Origin of the sequence: Paenibacillus sp. Lou8.1, from assembly GCF_024213565.1 — a bacterium.
Lineage (GTDB): Bacteria > Bacillota > Bacilli > Paenibacillales > Paenibacillaceae > Paenibacillus > Paenibacillus polymyxa_B.
Genome location: NZ_JANAVN010000009.1, coordinates 177641 through 199450, shown reverse-complemented (window position 1 = coordinate 199450; position 21810 = coordinate 177641). Strand labels below are relative to the sequence as shown.

Annotated in this window: 24 protein-coding genes and 1 pseudogene; 9 read left to right on the top strand and 16 right to left on the bottom strand. The window is 43.3% G+C overall.

Annotation, left to right across the window (positions count from 1 at the left end; all coding sequences use genetic code 11):
• Nucleotides 1-4: 4 nt before the first annotated feature.
• The 5 genes from NLX78_RS14905 to NLX78_RS14890 all read right to left on the bottom strand — a co-directional run bounded on the left by NLX78_RS14905 (nt 5) and on the right by NLX78_RS14890 (nt 5104).
• Nucleotides 5-1450 (bottom strand): ATP-binding protein, encoded by a 1446-nt coding sequence (locus tag NLX78_RS14905; RefSeq protein WP_254350825.1) that lies wholly within the window; start codon nt 1448-1450, stop codon nt 5-7.
• Between the two features lie 173 nt (nt 1451-1623).
• Entirely contained in the window at nt 1624-3126 is a 1503-nt protein-coding gene (locus NLX78_RS14900; RefSeq protein WP_254350824.1) for an HD-GYP domain-containing protein, read from the bottom strand.
• A 785-nt stretch (nt 3127-3911) separates the two neighbouring features.
• Nucleotides 3912-4220, bottom strand: a complete 309-nt coding sequence (locus NLX78_RS14895) for a LexA family transcriptional regulator (RefSeq protein WP_254350823.1) — start codon at nt 4218-4220, stop codon at nt 3912-3914.
• Nucleotides 4221-4319: 99 nt separating this feature from the next.
• On the bottom strand, nt 4320-4442 hold the full coding sequence (locus tag NLX78_RS26565; protein ID WP_257785344.1) for a hypothetical protein: 123 nt from the start codon (nt 4440-4442) through the stop codon (nt 4320-4322).
• A 332-nt stretch (nt 4443-4774) separates the two neighbouring features.
• Nucleotides 4775-5104, bottom strand: coding sequence for a hypothetical protein (locus NLX78_RS14890; RefSeq protein WP_061830011.1), 330 nt, complete (start codon nt 5102-5104; stop codon nt 4775-4777).
• Between the two features lie 141 nt (nt 5105-5245).
• On the opposite strand from NLX78_RS14890, the gene NLX78_RS14885 reads away from it, so the two are divergent.
• Nucleotides 5246-5614, top strand: coding sequence for a VOC family protein (locus NLX78_RS14885; RefSeq protein ID WP_029516003.1), 369 nt, complete (start codon nt 5246-5248; stop codon nt 5612-5614).
• On the opposite strand, the gene NLX78_RS14880 is transcribed toward NLX78_RS14885, so the two are convergent.
• The 3 genes from NLX78_RS14880 to NLX78_RS14870 all read right to left on the bottom strand — a co-directional run bounded on the left by NLX78_RS14880 (nt 5599) and on the right by NLX78_RS14870 (nt 9519).
• The gene (locus NLX78_RS14880) at nt 5599-7263 is read right to left on the bottom strand and encodes a CoA-disulfide reductase (RefSeq protein WP_254350822.1); all 1665 of its coding nucleotides are present in this window, start codon (nt 7261-7263) and stop codon (nt 5599-5601) included. The genes NLX78_RS14885 and NLX78_RS14880 overlap by 16 nt on opposite strands.
• A 191-nt stretch (nt 7264-7454) precedes the next feature.
• Complete coding sequence (locus NLX78_RS14875) at nt 7455-8747, bottom strand: homocysteine synthase (RefSeq protein WP_023986774.1); 1293 nt, start codon at nt 8745-8747, stop codon at nt 7455-7457.
• 151 nt (nt 8748-8898) lie between these two features.
• Entirely contained in the window at nt 8899-9519 is a 621-nt protein-coding gene (locus NLX78_RS14870) for a flavin reductase family protein (protein WP_483311680.1), read from the bottom strand.
• A 116-nt stretch (nt 9520-9635) separates the two neighbouring features.
• Between NLX78_RS14870 and NLX78_RS14865 the strand changes: the two genes are divergently transcribed.
• Entirely contained in the window at nt 9636-10325 is a 690-nt protein-coding gene (locus tag NLX78_RS14865; protein ID WP_254350821.1) for an ArsR/SmtB family transcription factor, read from the top strand.
• Nucleotides 10326-10479: 154 nt separating this feature from the next.
• Here the strand turns inward: NLX78_RS14865 and NLX78_RS14860 are convergent, their stop codons facing one another.
• Both NLX78_RS14860 and NLX78_RS14855 read right to left on the bottom strand, forming a co-directional pair.
• Nucleotides 10480-11073 (bottom strand): dienelactone hydrolase family protein, encoded by a 594-nt coding sequence (locus tag NLX78_RS14860; protein WP_061830015.1) that lies wholly within the window; start codon nt 11071-11073, stop codon nt 10480-10482.
• Complete coding sequence (locus tag NLX78_RS14855) at nt 11057-11911, bottom strand: aminoglycoside 6-adenylyltransferase (protein ID WP_254350820.1); 855 nt, start codon at nt 11909-11911, stop codon at nt 11057-11059. Before NLX78_RS14855 ends, NLX78_RS14860 begins: the two co-directional genes overlap by 17 nt.
• Before the next feature lie 176 nt (nt 11912-12087).
• Between NLX78_RS14855 and NLX78_RS14850 the strand changes: the two genes are divergently transcribed.
• Both NLX78_RS14850 and NLX78_RS14845 read left to right on the top strand, forming a co-directional pair.
• Nucleotides 12088-12630 (top strand): GNAT family N-acetyltransferase, encoded by a 543-nt coding sequence (locus NLX78_RS14850; RefSeq protein ID WP_254350819.1) that lies wholly within the window; start codon nt 12088-12090, stop codon nt 12628-12630.
• A gap of 17 nt (nt 12631-12647) precedes the next feature.
• Complete coding sequence (locus NLX78_RS14845; protein ID WP_165178846.1) at nt 12648-13013, top strand: cupin domain-containing protein; 366 nt, start codon at nt 12648-12650, stop codon at nt 13011-13013.
• 253 nt (nt 13014-13266) lie between these two features.
• Here NLX78_RS14845 and NLX78_RS14840 read toward each other — a convergent pair whose 3' ends face one another.
• Together NLX78_RS14840 and NLX78_RS14835 are read right to left on the bottom strand one after the other, a co-directional pair.
• The gene (locus NLX78_RS14840; protein ID WP_103046830.1) at nt 13267-14082 is read right to left on the bottom strand and encodes a DUF2935 domain-containing protein; all 816 of its coding nucleotides are present in this window, start codon (nt 14080-14082) and stop codon (nt 13267-13269) included.
• A 195-nt stretch (nt 14083-14277) separates the two neighbouring features.
• Nucleotides 14278-14478 (bottom strand): hypothetical protein, encoded by a 201-nt coding sequence (locus tag NLX78_RS14835; RefSeq protein WP_302057389.1) that lies wholly within the window; start codon nt 14476-14478, stop codon nt 14278-14280.
• Between the two features lie 327 nt (nt 14479-14805).
• On the opposite strand from NLX78_RS14835, the gene NLX78_RS14830 reads away from it, so the two are divergent.
• Nucleotides 14806-15822 carry an SPRY domain-containing protein gene (locus NLX78_RS14830; protein ID WP_254350817.1) on the top strand — a complete coding sequence of 339 codons (1017 nt, stop codon included), beginning with the start codon at nt 14806-14808 and terminating at the stop codon, nt 15820-15822.
• 278 nt (nt 15823-16100) lie between these two features.
• Nucleotides 16101-16742, top strand: coding sequence for a hypothetical protein (locus tag NLX78_RS14825; RefSeq protein ID WP_254350816.1), 642 nt, complete (start codon nt 16101-16103; stop codon nt 16740-16742).
• Nucleotides 16743-16986: 244 nt separating this feature from the next.
• Here NLX78_RS14825 and NLX78_RS14820 read toward each other — a convergent pair whose 3' ends face one another.
• Nucleotides 16987-17235: a WGxxGxxG family protein gene (locus NLX78_RS14820; protein WP_254350815.1), complete on the bottom strand. Its 249-nt coding sequence runs from the start codon at nt 17233-17235 to the stop codon at nt 16987-16989.
• A gap of 155 nt (nt 17236-17390) precedes the next feature.
• On the opposite strand from NLX78_RS14820, the gene NLX78_RS14815 reads away from it, so the two are divergent.
• Nucleotides 17391-17909 carry a DUF3231 family protein gene (locus tag NLX78_RS14815; protein ID WP_069290956.1) on the top strand — a complete coding sequence of 173 codons (519 nt, stop codon included), beginning with the start codon at nt 17391-17393 and terminating at the stop codon, nt 17907-17909.
• A 182-nt stretch (nt 17910-18091) separates the two neighbouring features.
• Here NLX78_RS14815 and NLX78_RS14810 read toward each other — a convergent pair.
• Nucleotides 18092-18261: pseudogene (locus tag NLX78_RS14810) on the bottom strand (transcriptional regulator); the annotation flags it as partial.
• Nucleotides 18262-18695: 434 nt separating this feature from the next.
• Between NLX78_RS14810 and NLX78_RS14805 the strand changes: the two are divergent.
• Complete coding sequence (locus NLX78_RS14805; RefSeq protein WP_254350814.1) at nt 18696-19688, top strand: YiiG family protein; 993 nt, start codon at nt 18696-18698, stop codon at nt 19686-19688.
• A gap of 90 nt (nt 19689-19778) precedes the next feature.
• Here the strand turns inward: NLX78_RS14805 and NLX78_RS26560 are convergent, their stop codons facing one another.
• On the bottom strand, nt 19779-19901 hold the full coding sequence (locus NLX78_RS26560) for a hypothetical protein (RefSeq protein ID WP_302057388.1): 123 nt from the start codon (nt 19899-19901) through the stop codon (nt 19779-19781).
• A 243-nt stretch (nt 19902-20144) separates the two neighbouring features.
• Nucleotides 20145-20996, bottom strand: coding sequence for an aldo/keto reductase (locus tag NLX78_RS14800; protein WP_254350813.1), 852 nt, complete (start codon nt 20994-20996; stop codon nt 20145-20147).
• Nucleotides 20997-21169: 173 nt separating this feature from the next.
• On the opposite strand from NLX78_RS14800, the gene NLX78_RS14795 reads away from it, so the two are divergent.
• A complete protein-coding gene (locus NLX78_RS14795) occupies nt 21170-21664 on the top strand; it encodes a MerR family transcriptional regulator (protein ID WP_061830029.1) in 495 nt (164 codons plus the stop codon).
• The last annotated feature ends 146 nt before the right edge of the window (nt 21665-21810 follow it).

Genomic DNA, 21810 nt, shown 5'->3' with positions numbered 1-21810 from the left:
GCGATTAGGTTAATTTAAAGGGTTGTTCGTCCGCCTCCTTGCTTTTGGACGGACACATCGGTAGGTACAGGGAAAATGTACTTCCCTTGCCCTCCTCACTCTCCAGACGGATAAACCCGCCCAACAAGCGGGAAAAATCACGGCTGATGGACAATCCCAACCCAGTTCCTCCATATTTACGATTAATGGAACCGTTCGCCTGCTGGAATGCCTCAAAAATAACATGCTGCTGAAGATTGGAAATGCCGATGCCCGTATCTTTTACAGCAAATACAACCCAATCTCCCTCTTGTCCCTTTCGATCTAGATGTTGTGTGCTTATTTCCAGCAATACACGTCCTTCATGAGTGAACTTAAAGGCATTGGACAATAGATTACGCAAAATTTGCTGTACGCGTTTGGAATCAGATCGAATTTCATTCGGTATAGGCTCATGCTCCTTCAAGCTGAATTCCAGATTTTTATCCTTCGCTGTGACTTCAAAATGCATCATCATCACCTGCGCAATCTCACGTACACTGACTGGCTCACTTACGATTTCCATGTGCCCAGCCTCAACCTTGGATAGGTCCAGAATGTCGTTGATCAATTGGAGCAAATCATGCCCGGAGGCATAAATTAGATCACTGTACTGGTCTAGCTCGTCCTCATCCAGCTCTTTTCCCTGCTCGTTGATAATTTGCGCCAGATTAATGATGCTGTTAAGAGGTGTACGTAACTCATGCGACATCGTTGCCATAAAATCCGATTTATATTGGGAAGCCATCATCAGTTGCTTGGCACGTTCCTCTAGAATGACCTTTGCCTTCTGCAACTCATCTCGCTGCTCTGATAACAACTCATTCGCCTGCTTAATCTGATGATTCCGCTGCTGCTCCATCTGAAAGTCACGTAAAATCAGAGCAAATAAAAAACTGAGAACGATGCCGATAGGCAGTGTAAGAGGAACAACCTCCGCTACATAATAGCGCCAGGGAATGACGCCTAGACAGGCAATATTTAACGTATTTACGATATTAACCGCTAAAATGGTTACCGATGCCTTAATAATCAAACGCCAGGTGGAACGGCGCATCCAGTAATTCAATCCAGCGCACAGGACGCCCAGAATGCTCATATTCAAAAAGCCGACCCACGCCGCCATATGCAGGCCGAAGGTAAATCTCGTAAGTCCGATTGCGACCCCAATAATAATAAGCGTATAAGAGCGGGGATACACCAACGCCGCGATAATCAGCGGTACGAAACGCAGATCAAAAATAACTGTTTCACTAAAGTTAAAACCAAAGCAAGAGCTGACCCATCCGCCAAATATCACTAGCAGCACCGAGCTGACATATTTGAACCGCGAAGAGGTACGACTCAGACCATATTTATAAATCACGTTCGCCACATAGGCAACGGCAATCAGCATCCCTAAATTCATTAAAAACATCATTGAAAATTGCATGGACTCACACTCCCATAGCGCAAAAAATTGGATGCCAGGCCTATGTTAACCGCGTTTGCCTTTCTTGTACATCATAACATGAAGCCCCATCTTTCGACATGTCAAAAGATCTTATATCCGTATATAAAAAAAGCGAACCTCAATGGCTCGCCCTAGTGCTGATACCTATAGAGTCAGCTTGTGATGCCTTTGTTCCGGCGCCACTCTTTGACAAATAATTCGGCAAAATAAGGGTCCCATTGGGTTCCCTTTCCCTCTTCCAATATCATAACCGCCTTCTCTTCCTTCATACCTTGCCGATAGGGACGATCAGACGTCATCGCATCATAAGCATCCGCTACAGCAATGATTCGCCCAAATAAGGGGATATCTTCCCCAGCGAGCTGGTCAGGGTATCCCTTGCCATCATAACGCTCATGGTGCGAGCGCACGCCGGGCAAATAAGGGGCCATAGCATAAGCCGGCTCAACTTGCCGGAGAATGCTTTCTCCCATAACCGGGTGCATTTTAATCTGATCAAACTCCTCGTCCGTCAGCTTGCCGTCCTTGAGCAGCACAGCGTCAGCCACGCCGATTTTACCGATATCATGCAGCAAGGCTGTTTTGCGCAGCAAGTCGAGGTCCGACTCATTCAAACCTCCCTTGCGCCCAATAAGTACGGAATATTCAGCTACACGCAAAGAATGTCCTGCGGTATAGGCATCTCGCGCATCCAGTGCTGCCGCCAAGGTGGCGAAGTAACTGTCCAATAGCTGACCGTTCTTTTCTTCCCGTTCCTTCAGGCCCTCGATCATCATGTTAAATCCTTCGACCAGCTCCGCAAATTCGTCTGAATACAAATCGCTGGCATTACTGTTCAGACGGCCTTCCTTCACTTCATTCATTTTTTCCAGCAGATGGTGGATCGGCTGTTCGATCTCACGGGTCAGCAACCTGCCGCCCAGATAAGCAAAGGCTACACCAAAAATTAAAATCGTACCCGCCCAAGCCCAATAGGAGGTAGAATCCGTCGCCTCCAAACGTTCCAGGCGAATCTGTGTAGCTAAACAAAATAAAAATAAAGGAAAAGCACCAATGAGCGTCGCGCTTAACTGAAATTTATGCCGAAGCGATAGCAGGACTCGTCCTCGCAGGGACAGGTTTAATCCATATTGCTGGTAGGTTCGATCACGAATTTCCTCCAGAAGCGGTTTGATTGCTCTCATGGTCAGGAAAAATTCAACCAGTGCGTGCATGGAAGCGACCAAACAAGCTCCTATACAGGCGATTCCTACATAATAAAAGGGAAAAGTAAGTTGTCCAGTATGTATCATCCATAACGAAATAACGGTAGCCGGGATAGAGAAGCCTAACAAATGCGGTCCAACAATACGTAAAACTGACAAATTAGGCAGATGATGAACCCGGATATACACCGCTTCTACATCCTTGAGCGTTTCCTGGTTACCTAGAAAAAAACGATGAACGGGTCTCAAATGCATTCGAAACACTATGGTTTCACAAGCAATCATAATAACGCTGGAAAATGCAATAATTTTAACAAGACCCAGAATTTCATAGTGGGCTACATTTAACGTGGAAAATACAAAAATCATACCTACCAACAATACAGCGATAAACGAACCTATAATATAGTTCAGGATAACATGCTGAATAAAGCGCTTATAGGTCGGCAAATTGCTACCCCTCTTTTCATCCGTACACTCTAAAATATCTTGTGTATTCAATATCGGAGTCCAACCATCAAAAGTTTACCTTCTTGCTCGAGCATTTTACATAAATACGAGGACGGCTTTTAATCTGCAATTTATAGATGGAAAATCATCTTATTCTTAATTAAGAAACTCGCGAGGGAAGGACATTTTAGCCAACATTTTTTCCAGTCTATCATCAAAAATTCAAAAATGACTTGTGTTTTATAATCATTCTTGCTATACTATTAGAATATGTATTAACCCCATAAGATTCCACGCAACAAGCTATTACTCCTAATCACCGTATGGAGCTTCTCCAAATTTTATGTATAACCCTAATGTAGAATTTTGAGCTTTTGCCGAAGATTTTCACATTCACACTGGCGCGGTCATCGGAGCCGCAAGGACGAAAGAGAGGTAGGGCTTTTGTCGTTTGGAAAATGAACAGTGGAATCACACTGCCCCTTATGAACATGCTGACCATATAATGCAAGGTAGCAGGGGTTGAATATATATTATGCCATCAAACGATGAAGTTTGAGCAGGCCGTGCAGTATATGCAAACTGCACCATCCTCCGGATGATCCCCGGGGGATTTTTCATATACGGAAAGCATTTCTATGAACAAAAAAGTGGCCCTGCCGATACATCGGCAGGGCCTATAGCTTGATCAAAAAGGGGTTAATAGGGTCATTATAGTTTCGCTTTCTTAAAACTAAATGATATGCACCTTAAAAACTCATTAATTTTCCAGTTTTATATACCTTCTAATAATTCGTCCAATATTCTGTACCATCGGGCGGCATCGTTTGCGTAGTGGAACGTCTTGTTTCCGCTTGGGTGCGCCTTTGGGTCGAGGGACGTTCCCACCCTTCCAGTAAAACAACATGCTGGGTACCCGAATTGTTATCCCAAGTAATGTATCGCTCCTGCTCCATATGTCGCAAGGCGGCTGTAATTTCAGCGTCTCGCTTGCCTGTTTTTACGGTCAATTCCGCCATTGTGGGCATGTGGCGATGCTGGGCGAAATAATTATACAAAATACGTAGCAGCTTTCGTTCCAAATCTGGCAACATCGTCTTCCCTCCTACAAAGAACATGCGTTCCCATTATAACATATAAAAATGCACCCTCCTACTGGAAGATGCATTCGGGCTTGTATGCCCATGTTGAATTTAGTTTTTTTCCTTCTCCTGACGACCAATAGAGCGCAACCACCAGGCGATTCCACCCACACTTCCAAGTGCCAGAACCGTTAAGAAAATAATATAGAACAAATGAAATGCACGATCACTCATGGCAATCGCCTCCTTACTTTATGTATACACTTTCCAGCTAAGCCTGTAAACCTCTTTTTAGTCCCACATTCTAATTTTCCCCAAGCACTCGACAATAGATACTTGCTTGAGATCCATCGGTACATACTAACTCAAAGTGGTTAATACCAAATATGAGACAGACCAAGGAGGTTATTGAATATGAAATTCCTATTGATCGTGATCATCGTCGTGCTGATCGTTGTGTTGCTTATGAGAAGACGCAGATAAGCAGAGACATCCTCCATCGTTATACAAAAAAAGGCTTTCGGCACATCACCGAAAGCCTTTATCCATCTGAGGTTAAGGCTAAATTACGCCTTGTTCTTCTTGTTATATTTAATAAAAGCAATTACAAGCGCTACAGCAAACAATATTCCGCTGACCACCCATGTTGTCAGAAATGCCATACCCAAACCGACATTAGACCCCATCGTTGGGTGATTCATGGCAGTAAACACTGATCCCTGCATCATAAATATGGTACAGAACAAAACAACGGGCGCTAAAATAATCGTGCTTGCTGTCTTCCGAGTACCAGATACTGCGATCACGCACAGAGCGGAAATCACCAATATCACCCAATATATAACTGCTTCCCAAATCACTGAAGTGCCCACCTGTTCAACCTCATTTCTATCCATTCGTATATACCTCTTCTATTGTAACAGACGTCACACAGTGAACCAAGCCATAATTTGATCAGAAGAGGGGTAAACCCTGCGGATAACGTAAATAATGTACAGTAGCGATCCTACACCAAAGACATGAAAGGAAATGATCCCATGAGAAGTGCAAGTCCTTTTGTCATTGTAAACGATGTGCAGCAGTCCATTGATTATTACCAATCGGTGTTAGGTGGGAAAATCAAAGTGCTAAACAAGCAGGAAGGCAGACTCTTGCACGCGGAACTTCACCTGGGTAGCAGTCATATCCATTTTTCAGATTCCTACGGTAAACCGCTCAAAGCGCAGCATGTCCAAATCATTCTCGACTGTGAAAGTGAGGACGAGCTTAAGCAAGCTTACCACGCACTAGCAGAAAAGGGTACCGTTACCGTGGAGCTACAAGATACTTTCTTTGGTGCGCTGCACGGCGAAGTAACGGATCACCTCAACCAGATTGGATGGGTGATGAACTATTTTAAGAGATGATCACGTTCAGCCATAATCGAATACGTCTTATAGCCACCATCAACGTTCCTCACCCGATAACCGTATTGAGTCAAAATTCTGGCCGCAATATAGCCTCGCAGACCGACTTGGCAGGATACCGCGATCTCCAGATTACTAGGGATTTCTGCCATCCGCTCTCTAATCTCGGCCAGAGGAATATGAATTGAACCAGGGATGGCTCCTGCCTGAAGCTCTATCGCATCCCTAACATCAATAATAAGACCACCCTTGCGGTGAAAATCATCAACTTCATGCCACTGTATCGTTTGGACCAGCCCATCCATGATATTCGAAGCCACGTAACCCGCCATATTCACAGGGTCTTTTGCTGAAGAATAGGGAGGTGCGTAAGCAAGTTCAATATCAGCCAGCTCACGGACGTTCAAATGACCACGAATAGCCGTCGCAATCACATCAATCCTTTTGTCTGCTCCATCAGCTCCAACAGCCTGCGCCCCATAGATCATCCCGTTCTCAGGATTAAAGAGCAGCTTCATAGCAATGGGTGATGCGCCAGGGTAATAGCCGGCATGCGAACCAGGATGAATATGAACAGCCTGATAAGGAACGCCCAGCCGCTGTAATGTTTTTTCATTATTACCTGTAGAAGCTGAAGTCAATGCAAAGGTCTTAATTACGGATGTTCCAAGCGCCCCATCATAAGAAATGGCTTGACCGTTAATATGATCCGCTACCAAACGCCCCTGACGATTGGCTCCCCAAGCTAGTGATACCATCGTTGCAAACCCATGATTGCGGTCTTTGACCTGGATGGCATCCCCCACCGCATAAATGGCCGGATCGCTGGTTTGCAGTTGGGCGTTGACCTGAATGGCGCCGCGAAAACCAAGTTCCAATCCGCTTTGCTTGGCCAACTCATTTTCAGGAACAACACCGATCGCCAGAATAACCATGTCCGTCTGAAGCACACCCCCGGAGGTCAAACGAAGCCGTGTACCCTGCTCTTCCAAAGCCGTGACTCCTTCCTCTAAACGCACCTCCACCCCGTTCAGCCTCATATGCTGTTCTACCCATTTGGCCATTTCAGGGTCCAGCGGATTCAATAATTGTTGACCCATATCAATAATAGTTACTGCAAGTCCACGCTCCCGCAAATTCTCGGCCATCTCCAGCCCAATAAATCCGGCCCCGATCACCGTGACATGCTGGGGATGTCTTTCATCTACATATGCCTTAATAACGTCCGTGTCATGAATGTTTCTTAATGTAAATACATTCACAGCTTCATGTAATCCGGGAATGTCCGGTATCATCGGTTTGGCTCCCGGCGACAATACCACAATATCGTACGGCTGCTCATCTGTTTCCCCTGTAATCATATCGCGGAAGCGGACGAGCTTCTGCTCGCGGTCTATTTGTATCACTTCTTTCAGTACCCTCACATCTATATTAAAACGGTCTCTTATCCCTTGAGGCGTCTGGAGAAACAGCTTCTCCCGCGCATGGATTGTCCCGCCAATATAGTAGGGAAGGCCACAGTTCGCAAAAGAAACATGCTCTCCGCGTTCAAACAGAATAATCTCGTCTTCCTCATTCCATCTACGCAATCTCGCAGCAGCAGAAGCTCCACCTGCTACCCCGCCAATAATAACTATTTTCCTACCCATTTCTTCCCCTCCTCATATACCCTACGGGGTATAATATATACCTATGGGGGTATGATGTCAACACGCAAAAAAAGACGGAGGTTGCCCCCCGCCTGATCAAACTCTGGACGAATACTGATCTGGGTCGGAAAATCACTTGCGATGCTACACGATTGCTCTGTCACACTTAGTCTAAGAAGGGTCTACTGCTACTACTGCTGGCTGGCCGCGATCGCCTGCTCCAGATCGTACAAAATATCGTCTATCGCTTCTGTCCCGACAGATAGGCGTAACAGCTCTGGTTTGACTCCGGCAGCGACCTGTTCTTCCACATTCAACTGCTGGTGTGTTGTGCTTGCCGGGTGAATAATTAAAGACTTGGAATCACCCACATTCGCCAAATGAGAAAATAGCTTTACATTCGCAATTAGCTTGCTTCCCGCTTGGCTTCCACCTTTAATACCGAAGGTCAGAATCGCTCCCTGTCCCTTTGGCAAGTATTTCTGAGCTAATTCGTAGGACGGGTGGCTTGGCAGCCCGGTGTAGCTGACCCACTCCACATCCTTGTGGCCTTCGAGATATTGCGCTACCTTCAACGCATTTTGACTATGTCTTTCCAGCCGCAAATGAAGTGTCTCCAAGCCCTGAAGCAGCAGCCATGAATTAAACGGAGAAATCGCCGCTCCCAAGTCCCGCAGCAATTGGACCCGTGCCTTGATAATATATGCGATAGGCCCCACCGCCTCGGTGTAAACAACTCCGTGGTAGCTCGGGTCCGGCTCAGTCAGTCCTGGGAAACGACCACTCGCTTTCCAGTCAAACTTGCCGCTGTCCACGATCACCCCACCAATAGACGTGCCGTGCCCGCCAATAAACTTCGTTGCAGAATGCACAACAATGTCCGCTCCGTATTCGATAGGACGCAACAAGTAAGGACTTGGGAACGTATTATCCACAATCAGCGGAATACCATATTCGTGCGCAATCGCCGCTACAGCTTCCACATCCAGCACATTGCCCTGTGGGTTGCCAATCGTTTCGGCAAATAATGCCTTCGTCTTATCTGTAATGGCTTTGCGGAAGTTCTCTGGGTCATCCGAATCGACAAAATGTACTTTAATGCCCAATTTCGGCAGTGTTGTAGAAAATAGATTATATGTACCGCCATACAGACTGGAGGCCGACACAATTTCATCCCCAGCTCCCGCAATATTCAGGATGGAGAAGGAAATGGCCGCCGCTCCCGAAGCCGTTGCCAACGCGCCAGCCCCGCCTTCCAACGCGGCGATCCGTTGCTCGAATACATCCGTGGTCGGATTCATCAGACGCGTATAAATGTTGCCGAATTCTTTCAGCGAGAACAAATCAGCCGCATGCTCCGCATCCCGAAATCCATATGAAGTGGTTTGATACAACGGAACGGCGCGGGCAAAGGTAGTAGGATCAATTTGTTGTCCGGCATGGACAGCGAGAGTTTCGAATGACAGCTTGCGTTCTTCTGACATGATTATTCCTCCCTTGTTATACGTGCTGTATGAATCGTCTCTTCCTGTATGCGTACTCATGGATGATTTTTCAATCATTCTCGCACAAAAAGAGCGATTTGGGAAGATAATTCTCATTATTCAGGTAGGATATTATAATTTTATTGAAATATCAGGTTTCAGATCGGAATGTTTTGCCCAAATGCTCACCCAGACCAAAGTAATGACGGAAATTATAGATGAGTGGGCTCCACTTTGTCGGATCAATATGGTTCTCACCGAGGATGATATCCTGATGAACATGCACCTGGATGGCTTGAGTTTCGACGATCGCAAAATAAGGAGAATGGTCAGGAATTCTTACATCCTTCACCTTGGCTTCAATTTGAATAGGGCACTCCCTGATTCGGGCGGGCTTGACCCTATTCGAGTCAATCGAAGTTAGTCCGCTGATCTCATACTTATCTTTATGGTGCATAAATCCATTTTCCTTTTTTTCCGCTGGAACAGGATTCTTGCCTGTATAAGGAGCCAAACGTTCTACATTTTCCCACATCGAAGGCCCCGGGACGTTGATTACACATTCAGGATGCCGCTTCATATTTTCAAATGCTTTCCCACCAATTCCAATACCTAGTACCACACAATCTCCTAATGCCCACGAGGAGGAAATGGGGCTAATATTGGTCGTTCCATCCTCATTCAGCGTATTGAGTAAAATTACAGGGGTTCCGTAATATAAAATGCTAGGGTTAATCGTTATAACGTCTGGGCTATGATTCATCTCATTCATCTGATGTATTGGGTTCATCATCTCTTCTCCTTCTATTCAAATCTACCTCCCTATTGTAAAATATAAATATTTCAACCTTCATCGAAGTATGGATTACAAAGGGGGATAATCGTGCCATGAGTACCAAGTCAAATGTAGCCATGATTGCTTCTCTTGTTAGCGAGCCTTCCCGTGCAGCTATACTCACCGCTTTATTAGACGGCAGGTTCCACACGGCAAGTGAATTGGCCCATATGGCAGGCATCAAACCGCAAACAGCCAGCTTCCATCTGGCTAAAATGACCGAGGCACAAGTCGTTACCGCGGAAAAACAGGGGCGGCACCGTTACTTTGGCATTCAAGACCCCGAAGTTGCCCAGGTGATGGAGTCACTTTTATCCATAGCTCCACCTGTCCCAATCAAGTCATTCACACATGCCTCCGAAAACGAGGCCCTACGGTTGGCAAGAACTTGCTACGACCATGTTGCCGGTCAATTAGGCGTGCAGCTCATGAGTTTTTTCATTCAAAAGGGGATTCTTTTCGAAGATCAGGACGGGCTTCATATCACGGAACCAGGAGAGGCTTTCTTCACTGACTTTAAGATTGATCTAAAAAAAACAAGACAAAAGCGCCGCTCCTTCTCACATAAATGCCTGGATTGGAGTGAACGACGCCATCACCTTGCAGGTGCTTTAGGAAGTGCTGTTCTAGACAGATTATTCGAATTACATTGGATCGAGCGTCTGCCCACAACCCGAGCGATACGTATTACAGCCGATGGTAAAAGAGGTTTTAAAGAGATATTTTCGATAGAAGTCGACTAGATCATCATAGTTCTAGTCCTTCTCTTATTCCGCATTGGATTTTATGACTGGAGACAAGGCCAGTTGTTTTCTCGTCGTTGGACGGACATAGGCATAATTGTTCAACCGATCATTGATCATTACTATCATCTAACCAAGTGAAGCTGTTCATTGATCAACCTTCCTTGAAGAACTCTACCATTTCTTTAAATGATTGCTGAGCTGAGTGTACGTTATATCGGGGAGAGTACGGGTCACTGAATCCGTGCTGTCCACTGAATTGATGTACCCGGATATTACGGTTGTCTAAAGTTGAAATGAGCTCATCCACATTAAATGATGGTTCTTCCTGTGGGAAAAAAAGCAGTACTGGACCATGTGGAGTTACTTCTAAATAATTTCTAATACGAGAGCCATAGTATCCTACGATTCCATCAACATACTTTTCTTTACTACACAGCCAGGCAATCGTTGCCCCTATGCTAAATCCGACGATAAATACCTTTTTATAACGAGCTCGAATACTTAATAATAAACTTTCGATATGATAGAAAGCGCGGTCAAATCCTATATTATCCATAAAATTGGTGTAGGCAGTTTCCTCTTGCGAATAGTCATAAGGCGTTTCCTTGCCTAGTAAATTTGGACAAATGACGTCATAACCCTGATCTGATAATAGGCTACAAAAATTTTGTATATGCTGGTTAATCCCATAAATCTCATGCAGCACAACAATTAGGGTGTCCGACTTTTTATCTATGCTTATCATGTTGTCCCCTTAACCAGGATTGGATATGGGAAAATAATTCATCCGGATACGCGTATTTATACTTAGCTGCCACTTCCGAGGATAATCGTTTGAACAACTCAAAGGATACGACCAGTGCTTCCCAACTATGATTGGGATCATATTCCCCAAAAGATTTTTTCAAATCAGCAACGACATCTTGATCAGCCCATTCATTTATGAATTTCCCTGCATGCCAAGTATCATATTCCGATCCATGTACAGCTTTTGCATGCCACTCTATCATTTGCAGCAATAATTGTTTACAGTCCATATCTCTTTGCTTAGCTACCCACAGATCATTGCGCAAAATTTGTTTAGCCACATAGAGAGAGGCGAAGCAATACATGTTAACAACCTGTAGATAAGCACCTTCAGATATCGGAGGAGTATACGGGATCGTTGTGGATTGAGGGATGATGTGGTTTCCATTTCCCGTCTTATCGAGCAGCATCCTGACCCCCCGCTGAAATCCTTCAGGAATACGTCCATTTTTGATTATATGATCCAGATCAGAGGTATGACGGAATAGAAAATCAACCTCAGCCCCTTGGTCAAAGAGAACGAGTTTTTCCGGATCTCCTTTTGCCGTTCGAAACATAAAGCTGGTCCAAACCTTGCCGATGCTTAACAACCATTGATCATTTTGAAGATAGTAATCTGGATTCGTTGAAAAGACCACTACATCCAAGTCAGAAAACTCATCAAAAGGTTTGTCCTCTCTTGCCCGGGACCCAACGATATAAACCGCAATAATTTCCTCATTAGAGATTCCCCATTCGGATATACGCTCCTCAAGCACTTCGTAAGCATTATTCATTACAATATATCCTCCTTTTTTAGAAAACATTATATCCAATCCAATAATTACGGTATATATTTTTAGTTAACATTCAAAGGAATGCTGCCTGATATACACCAATCATCAAATCAATTTCCCAATCTTCAGCCTGTGATATAATTCTTTCAATATTACAGTTTGGAAGGATGGTGCAGATGTCGGAGCAGCAAGTATATATCCGGTTCTCTGAGGAGACGGACGCCGCAGAATTGACAGCAATGTACAAGCGCAATCGGGAATTCTTTGAAAAGTTTTCGCCAAGCAACCAAGAGAAGTACTATACGGAGGAGCACCAGCTCCAGACGATTATTAAGAGCAAGACCGACATGATGGAGGATCGGAAATATTCCTTTGTGGTATGCCACAAGGAGGACGACCGGATTATAGGCAGCATAGGTCTATCTTTTGTGGTGAGAGGACCGCTTCAGAGCTGTATGATCGGATACAGCCTAGACCAAGCATATAACGGCAAGGGTTATACGACGGAGGCGGTGAAGCAGGTGGTTCGCTATGCTTTCGATGAGCTAAAGTTTCACCGGATCTTCGGGGAAGCCTCTCCTCGGAATCCAGGATCCATCCGTGTGCTTGAGAAGGCTGGCTTTCACAAAGAAGGCATCTCTCGAAGCAACGTAAAGATCAACGGAAAGTGGGAGGATCACCAGGTACTGGCGATTATAAATCCGTCTGAGGATATCTAGTTTAAAAGGAGGGTATTATGAAGTATCAATCAATCAAACTGCATGAAAAGTTATCTAAATTTAGTGATCATTGGTCTCCGAAAGTTATTGGTGAAATGAATGACTATCAATTTAAATTGGTGAAAATAGTTGGGGATTTTGTATGGCACGATCATCAAGATACCGACGAGGTCTTTTTTGTACTTGAAGGCGAGATGTTCATTGATTTTAGAGATGGACGGGTACAGGTTTCTCAGGGAGAAATGTTTATTGTACCTAAGGGAGTCGAACACAAGCCTTTCGCACATGAAGAGTGCCATATCATGCTAGTAGAGCCGAGAGGTGTAGTAAATACTGGAGGAGCGGAGTCAGAATTAACGGCAGTCAATGATATTTGGATTTAAATATATAACAATAATTAGAAGATAGTGAACAAGAGAAATTGAGGCTGCTCGAAAATGGAGCCGTATACACTCGGCAGCTGTGACATATTGGATTTTCTATGTACTCATACACGTTAGTTGGATGGCAACAGCGGCTGTCTAAGACTTTATTTTTTAAGTCTTGGTCTGCCGCTGTTTTGATTTTTTGGTTCAGTCTAAAGCTTTATTTCCACTGGATATTTTACAGAAACTGTACTCTTTTTACTGGGCTCTCTCAGTGCATGATTTCTCTCTTGTTCACCTTAACACCTGATAAGGATTGATCAAACATATCGAGAATAAAAAGGAACCTCTCCGCTTCACGAAATACATGATCGGCCAATAAAGGATGGATAATGCTTTTTATTCGGCACTCGTCGATTAAATCACGCGCTGTTTTCTTAAAATCTCGCAAGGACTTCACAGAGACACGGTTCTCATCAACAAATTGACTCAGGAGTGGAACGGTTTGTGACTGTGGCCGCATATGACTTAAATCAATCGCTTGAAACATCAGCATATCAAAATCATTACTAAACTCCCTAGCTTGTTCAACCAGTTTACGCTCGGATGGATCAAGCAAATGTCCTATAAATTTTGCGTGATCAGCCATGATTTTTAAGAAAAATACATTTTCATCAATAATTGCATCGGGTAATGGTTCAAGCTTCCCTGAATTGAGTTCTCCTAAACGGTTTCTGAAATAATTGGCTTCCCGGCTTACGTGATCTACCAGTAAGGGAAAATTGGTTTGCCCAGGAAGCTTGCATTGTAATATAAGGCCCAATACCATTCTCTTAAATGCCCAAATATTCGTCGCCGCATTCTGAACTTCCGTATTAAACTCTTTGATTGTATAAGGATCTGTCTCGGTATTAAATTCATGCGACCTTTTCTCAATATCCTCAAAAATGGCGTAGAACCGATTGGCTTCTGTTTTAAGTTGAGTATCTTCCGCTCGAAAACCTAACCCCAGAAAAAAGGAATGCTCCTTCATAATTCTGGACCAAAATCGTATTTCATCTAATGAGCGTGAAACGAATGCATCCAATCATATCCCTCCTCTATGTGAGCAAAAAAGCACTTACTTAGTCATATGGGATATGCCTCGTCATTATGAATATCGAATCCCACGCCTCATACAATCTAATTCCGAAGTTGAGCTATTGTGACTCGTAACTCTGTTGCCTTATTTATGTACGTGAAATATTTCTCTATACTGGCTATTGACCGTCGGAGTTATTAGTCATTCTGGGTCCTCTCCTGATACTAGGTCTATTCGAAATTCAAGCTGGTCTCGCATAAAAATTTTACCCGCTATCTTAACTGATTCTGGCTTAACCTCCTCTACTACTCCCCCATATTCCTCAAATGTCACACGCAATTCCTCATCAACGGATACAACGTATACATGTGCCTGGACCAAAGCAGCTCCAAACAACTCCATGTCTGTCCTCATTAATTTATATGTGCGTTTCACGATGATCACCTCAAATATTCCATTCGGTGAACCACATGTAGACTCCTTCTGCTTTAAACATTTCTGTGTATGTATCATATATCCATTGTTTGTTACGAGGTTTAACCGGATGTTTCTTCGAAACCTCCAATCTAATGACTAGTGCCTTTATACTTTCGACGACCTACGTTCCTCTGGAAAAAATTAAATTCCATAATAATACTCATATTTGAATATATATCATTTAATATTTGGACAATTCTCCCAATCTAATTCTATAATTCACTTGTTATTACATATATTTAGGAGGAAGTCATGAACAATATTATATTCAAAAAACTAGGAACAATAGTGTTAGCCCTTCTCATTGGAGCTTCAGTGTTCTCATTGTTCCCTACCGTTACAAAAGCAGAGACTGCAAATGTGACTTGGAAAAACGGATCTGTAGTAACTTCTCTTGGGGAAGTAGGAGCAAGCGACAAAGCAACAGTGGGAAAAACAAAAGGAAAATGGTATTGGGAAGTAAAGGTTAGCCACAGTATTTCATTAGTAGGAATAACAGGTGAATCTGGTCCGAAATATCAAGCATACTACGGTTATAGTGGTGAAATTATAAATAAAATTACATCAGACGTACGAACAGCTTATGGTCCTATGTTTGGACTTAATGATGTTATCGGTGTTGCACTGGACTTAGATAACGATAAAATTGTTTGGTACAAGAATGGCGTTTCCCTGGGAGCCAACACCGTTAAACCATCTGAACTAGAAGGAACACAGGTTTTCCCGATGGTCGCGAATGGAACTGGTGGAAAAATGACTTACGAAGCTAATTTCGGAGCAAGCGATTTTAAATATCCAGTTCCTGAAGGATTTTTGCCTTACCAAGATTCAGGTACATCTACAACACCAGACCCATCTACAAAGCCTGATCCGTCTACAACACCTGATCCATCTACAAAGCCTGATCCGTCTACAAAGCCTGATCCGTCTACAACACCTGATCCGTCTACAAAGCCTGACCCGTCTACAAAGCCTGATCCGTCTACAACACCAGACCCGTCAGATACCGATGGGGCCTCCCAACCAACTGGTGACCGCGCCATTCTGACTGTAACGATGGACAATGGGTTTGATAAAGAATTCGATTTGAGTAAAAAAGAACTCAATGCCTTCATCGCGTGGTATGACGCTAAAGATGCTGGTAGAGGTACTTCATTCTTTGCTATTGACAAGCACAATAACAACAAAGGTCCATTCAGCAATCGCAAAGACTACGTAATCTTTAACAAAATTCTCACATTTGAAGTAAGCGAATATTCAACTAAATAAACATGATGAAGGACTTCATATCGGCTAACATGCCAGTGAGGTCCTTCTTTACATTAACTCTAATCTTGAAATCACGCCTAAACTGCTGTACTGGACGATACATTTTTTCTAGACTAAAGGTTTGCAAATCGTTTTATTTCAACAAAAAAGCACAGCTTCCAAAAAGCCTGGAAGCTGTGCTTTGCTTATGTATTCAACACTAATATTCGATAATAAAGGTAACAAGATAAAATGAGCAACTACCTCAACCGATGAGGATACTCACAGGAGAATTCGTCATGTTAAAAAAAATTCTATCCATTGCTCTACTTTCTGTAGCTCTAACAGCTTGTGGAAGCAATTTTAAGGAAACAACGACAAGGTCTGGGTCTTCAAGTACATCCTTTGCTACTGAACAAACAGTAAGCAATGAAAATACTGCTCAGCAAGCTTCTACAAATGAGGTCACAGATAAAGAATATTTATTTGCTGAATTCTTGAAAGATGGAACACCCGTGTTAACAGAAGATCAAGCTTCTATGGAACAAACCTCTTATGACTTCATTGCTAAAAACAGTGACTTATTTCCTTCCACAGATAAAAGCAAAGTCATTAATCTAGTAGATAAATCCGTAACAACAAAACACTTAAATAAAAATCTGAACTTATACTTAAACAAATTTGTAAAAATAAGCGGGGATGTAATAGATATAGAAGAAGATAACATTCCTATAGGGACAACGGCTATCGTTTATATTAGTGATGAAAATGATAATACAGTAATGGCAGTTTATCCGGGAGCAAGTGGAGAAATTTTTGAAGGAGACGTTGCTACAGTTATTGGAGTTCCTATCGCTAATTTTTCATATGAAAATGTTTCAGGTGGCTATACGAATACTACATTGTTAGCAGCTTCTTTTCTCAGTAAGGAAAATCAATAAATTTTAGTGTGCTTGGCAGCGTCTATAGCGCTCACTTAAAATTTTTCAGGAAACTGGTAGTGTCAAAACCAAAAGGTTGCCGATATTTTGAACGCGAAAGAGAAACTAGCCATCATTGCAGAGATCAAAAGTGGTGTCTTAATCTTTATTTTCCGTCTAAAGACATAGTTCGAATAAAAACAATCCCCTCCGGCCAAGTATGGTTAGCGGGGATTGTTAAGTTGTTTTTGAGTTGTATTTACGATTATCTTTTCTTGTGGTTTTCAGGCTCGCGACGTTTTAAACCTGCCAATCCAACTAACCCCAAAAGACCAAGCCATCCCCAATTATCATTATCATTATCGTCATCATTATTATTAGTAGTCAGCATTTGTGTTCTACCATTGTCGTTTGTGCCCATATTGTTTTGACTGTTTTCAGCAAATGCTACTGCCGCTCCAAAGCTTGAAATCATTAATGCAACAACAACCATTATCTTCATTTTTTTCAACATACCTAAACCACTCCTTTAAATTTGTGTTTACAATCAATTTTTTAATGTATTTAGCATGCCCAGTAGAACTTATTTCTTATACACACATTAAATCTTAACTACTGGGAATCATAAATTTGTACATCATTAAAATTAAAAAAGGAGTGGTTTTTATAATGGGTATCCTAAGCGGGAATCCAAAAGACGAGCCCATGCATTACGGAGAAGTTTATAGTGTGTGGCAGTTTTCAGCGTTAGCGAAAGGCAGCGTTTCATTTTACCAAGCATGCTTAAACCACGCAGGAGACAAAGAGCTCAAAAAAGTACTGGATGATCTTATTGATCAAGCTAAACTAGAAATCCAAGAATGCGACGCAATGCTAACTGATAATGGGATTGCCCCAGCTCCTATTTTGCCTGAAAGACCCCCTGTGAAACTTGAGGATATCCCGGTTGGTGCAAGGTTTACTGATCCCGAAATTGCAGCTAAAATCGCATTAGATACCTCTGTGGGATTGACGTCTTGTAGCCAAGCTATGGGTCAATCCATTAGAGAAGACATCGGTGCTTTATTTGCGAAATATCATCTAACTAAGACTGCTTTGGGAGTCCGTATTCTAAAAATGAACAAAGAAAAGGGTTGGCTAATACCTCCCCCTCTTCAATTAAAAAGACCTGAACCAGTTAAAGCCTAAAATTCCAGCATAATTCTTCAACACACTGTTCCTTAGATCGTTCAACAAAAATCCCCGCCGACCAGTTAAGGTTTGCGGGGATTTGCTTTACTTACTTTTAAGCGCCTCCGATGGTAACGTAAGGTTGAATACTATTGTGGTGGTTAAGGGCTTGATCCGGCACAGTAACAATAAACAAAAAGCTAGCCGCGATGATCAGCAGTACCATTTTTCCAACATTGGTCATCAACACCTTTTCAATAAAATTTAAAAATGCTGCTTTGGTTTCAGGAACTGCATAATCCCGAAAATGTAAAAATAAACCCATACAGTTTATAAAATAAGTCTCATTATTTAGTGTATGATAACCTAGTCCCGTAGTGTAGAATTATCCGCCCCATAAATATAGTTATCTTGTTCTAAAGCAAGCAGCCTAATTTTTATGTCCTCTGTGCGCCTCCCCGTCTTTATCTCCAGATCCTTAATAGCTGGCATCTTACGCGGCCTGCTGAAAGCTAGTAGACTGAACGGCGACGTTAAGCTAACGAGCGGGACAGTTCCAGAGGAATACAAGCATTTAGGAAGTTGGCAGAACAATCGTCAACAACTAAGAAATTTATAAAATTATGCTACTCAAGTCTCAAGACCTATTCACCAAATAATTTTAAAATTGAATAGATTGTTCACAATCAACATTGATATGCGGCGAAGAGGGAATTTAATCGACCAGAAGATGTCAGTTGTTCTCTCCCTAATATCTTACAAAAGAAAAGCACGTTAAATTACTCAGTCGGAGGAATCACTATTTTGAGAAAGCTATCATTCTTTATTGCCATTATCATGTTAGGTGCAATGTTGTCCGCTTGTTCTGCCATTACATCCACCGTGGATCAAGCGTCTGCAGGTGTTACGTCCGGCGAGAGCAAAGAAATCGAAAAATACAATGCGTATGTGAGGCTGAATAACTTGATGACAGGCAGAATCAATGAGGTTCTGGTTCATTATTTCGAGAAGTTCGGAGTTGATACACAGCCTGTAATCGAGAAGAACTTCAGCTTCATCATGCTCGGCGTTGCTGAAACTGAGCGGGAAGTTATTGATAAAGCGAACGGCTATACCGCAAGCCAACCTGCTTTTGCGAACGCAGACCCCGTAGTGATCAAACTGACACCGGTCATCAATGATCTGTTGTCCGTCCTGGACGAGATGAAAACCTACTATGATACAAAAGGCTACGTGGATGATGATTTCGCAAAAGGAAAACAGCTGCATACCAAGCTGGTAAGTGCCAATCTCGCTTACGAGACTGTCTCCAAACAATACTTCACGGCTATGCAAAAGTTGGGTAACGAGCAGCGTCTGGCTGAACTGCAAAAACTCAAGGATTCAGACCAGCAGATCAGGTATAATGCCTTGAAGTTCATGATAGATGCCGAGGCTACGGCCATTGAAATGGATGAGCAGGGTATCACCGCCGACAATGTGCTGCAGCTTGATATGACGAAGTTTAAAGCCAAATACGACATTATGACCGCAGATCTGAGTGCGCTCATGACAATCTCAAAAGACAAGAATCGAGTTCAAAAAGAAGGGATTAACAGCTTCAGTATCAGGAACTATGTTGATTCAGCCACTGAGGCAAAAGCGGCTGCTTCGAAAATCATTGAACGTATCAATAATAAGGAACCTGTATCTGATTCTGACCTGAACGGCCAGTTCCTGAACACTACGGATGGCACACCTGAGAATTTCAATTATAAGCTAAGCAAGGCAGTCGAACGATATAATGAAATAAATTAAGCGTATCTAACGATAGGGGCTGCCAAAACAAATACGGAGTTCCGGTAACGAAAAAGCTCTGCCAACCATAAGGTTAGCAGGGCTTTTGCTTTAAATTCCTCCAATGGTAACTTGAGGGTGAATGCTATGATGGTGGTTAAAAGCTTGATCCGGCACATTAACAATAAACAAAAAGCTAGCCACAATAAGCAGCAGTACCGATTTTTCCAACATTTTTATCCACACCTTTTCAATAAGATTTAAAAGTGTTAAAAAACATTGGCGATTCAATTACAGGAGAGAACACTAAATAATTGCTCTAATAGGAGGTTTTATTATGATTAAGCGAAAGATGTTATAAAGCAGAAAAGCGAATCCAAGGGTCAATTCAAGTAAAGAAAGGACAGGGGTGACCGCCCTGTCCTTTCTTTATAGATGAGGATAAACGCGTGATCAGTTTACGGTTCGATTCAAGGTTTACATATCGACTCTCCAGTTGCCCATCATCTTGGCGACTTCCGGGTCGCGGTACGATAAGAAAAGACTTTCCCGCGTATCGAGGGTCGAAATTTGTTCGATATCGTCCGCGCTCAACTCAAAATTAAAAATGTCAAAGTTTTCGACGATCCGCTCTTTTCTCACCGATTTTGGGATTACAACGACTTCACGCTGAACAAGCCAGCGCAATACGACCTGAGCGACGGACTTTTTGTGTTTTTCTGCGATCGAGACCAGCACTTCGTTTCTGAACATGTTGTTAAGTCCCTCAGCGAACGGGGCCCACGACTGATGTTGAACTCTCTGCTCTTTCATAAAAGCTGCGCTCTCTGTCTGCTGGTAGAACGGGTGCGTTTCGATCTGGTTGACGGCGGGCACGATTTCGTTATGAACGATGAGGTCCATAAGGCGGTCGGGTAGGAAGTTGCTGACACCGATCGCCTTAATCTTGCCTTCGCGGTACAGGTCTTCCATCGCACGCCAAGCACCGTAGTAATCGCCGAACGGCTGGTGAATAAGGTACAGATCGAGATAGTCGAGTTGCAGCTTCTTCAAGGATTTGGCAAACGCGAGCTTGGCTCTCTCGTAGCCGGCATCCTGAACCCATAGCTTGGTCGTGATGAACAGCTGCTCACGCGGTACGCCGCTGCGCTTGATCGCACGACCGACCGCTTCCTCATTCAGATAACCGGCGGCGGTGTCGATCAGGCGGTAACCAGCCATCAACGCTTCATATACGGTGTTCTCGCATTCTTCAACATCTGGAACTTGGTAGACACCAAAGCCGATAATCGGCATTTTCACACCATTGTTTAATGTCACGGTTTGCATTCTATTTCCTCCCATTGTTCAAATGTAAAGCAAACGGCCGCGGAACTGGGAAATCGGGCACCTCAGTGGGATTCCGCTTACGGTCGACTTGCATTACAATAAACCTATCGCCTTCGTGTTACACGAAGTCAAGCCGTCTTCAAAAAAATTTACTTTTCCAAGGAGGATTCCACATGTATACAGTCAAAGAAGCCGCCCAAATAACGGGACTCACCGAGCACGCTGTACGCTTTTACACGGATAAAGGCCTAGTACCAAGCGTACAGCGCAATCAAAACAACATTCGAATGTTCGACGAAGAATCGATCAACTGGTTACATGGCGTCAAATGTCTCAAGCAATCCGGGATGCCGATTGGAGTCATTAAAATGTACGTCGATTTCTGTCTCGAAGGGGATTCGACCATTCCGCAACGCTACACACTCATGATGGAGCATAAGAAAGCGGCGCTCGTTAAGCTCGAAGAAGCCAAACAGCACGTTGCCCATTTGGAACAAAAAACGGCCCTATATCAGGCCATTCTGGAGCACCGTTCTCCAGACACGACCAATCCTGGCAACTGGGATAAAATTCAGCATATGCATAGTGACGTTTTTTACTCGCCCTCTGTTCGGAAGGCTAGAGATCTACGTGAAACACAACTGCTCGAAGAAAATACTCTTTTTTAAACTCCTGTTGGCTTAGGATGAACAAGATTTACATCAGTCTAGATTGCACTAAACACAGAAGCGTGAGTTCAATGAAAACAGCGACAGTCTAGGACTTTATTTTCTCCGTCCTTTGCTGTCGCTGTTTCAATTTCTAGAGTCAGTCT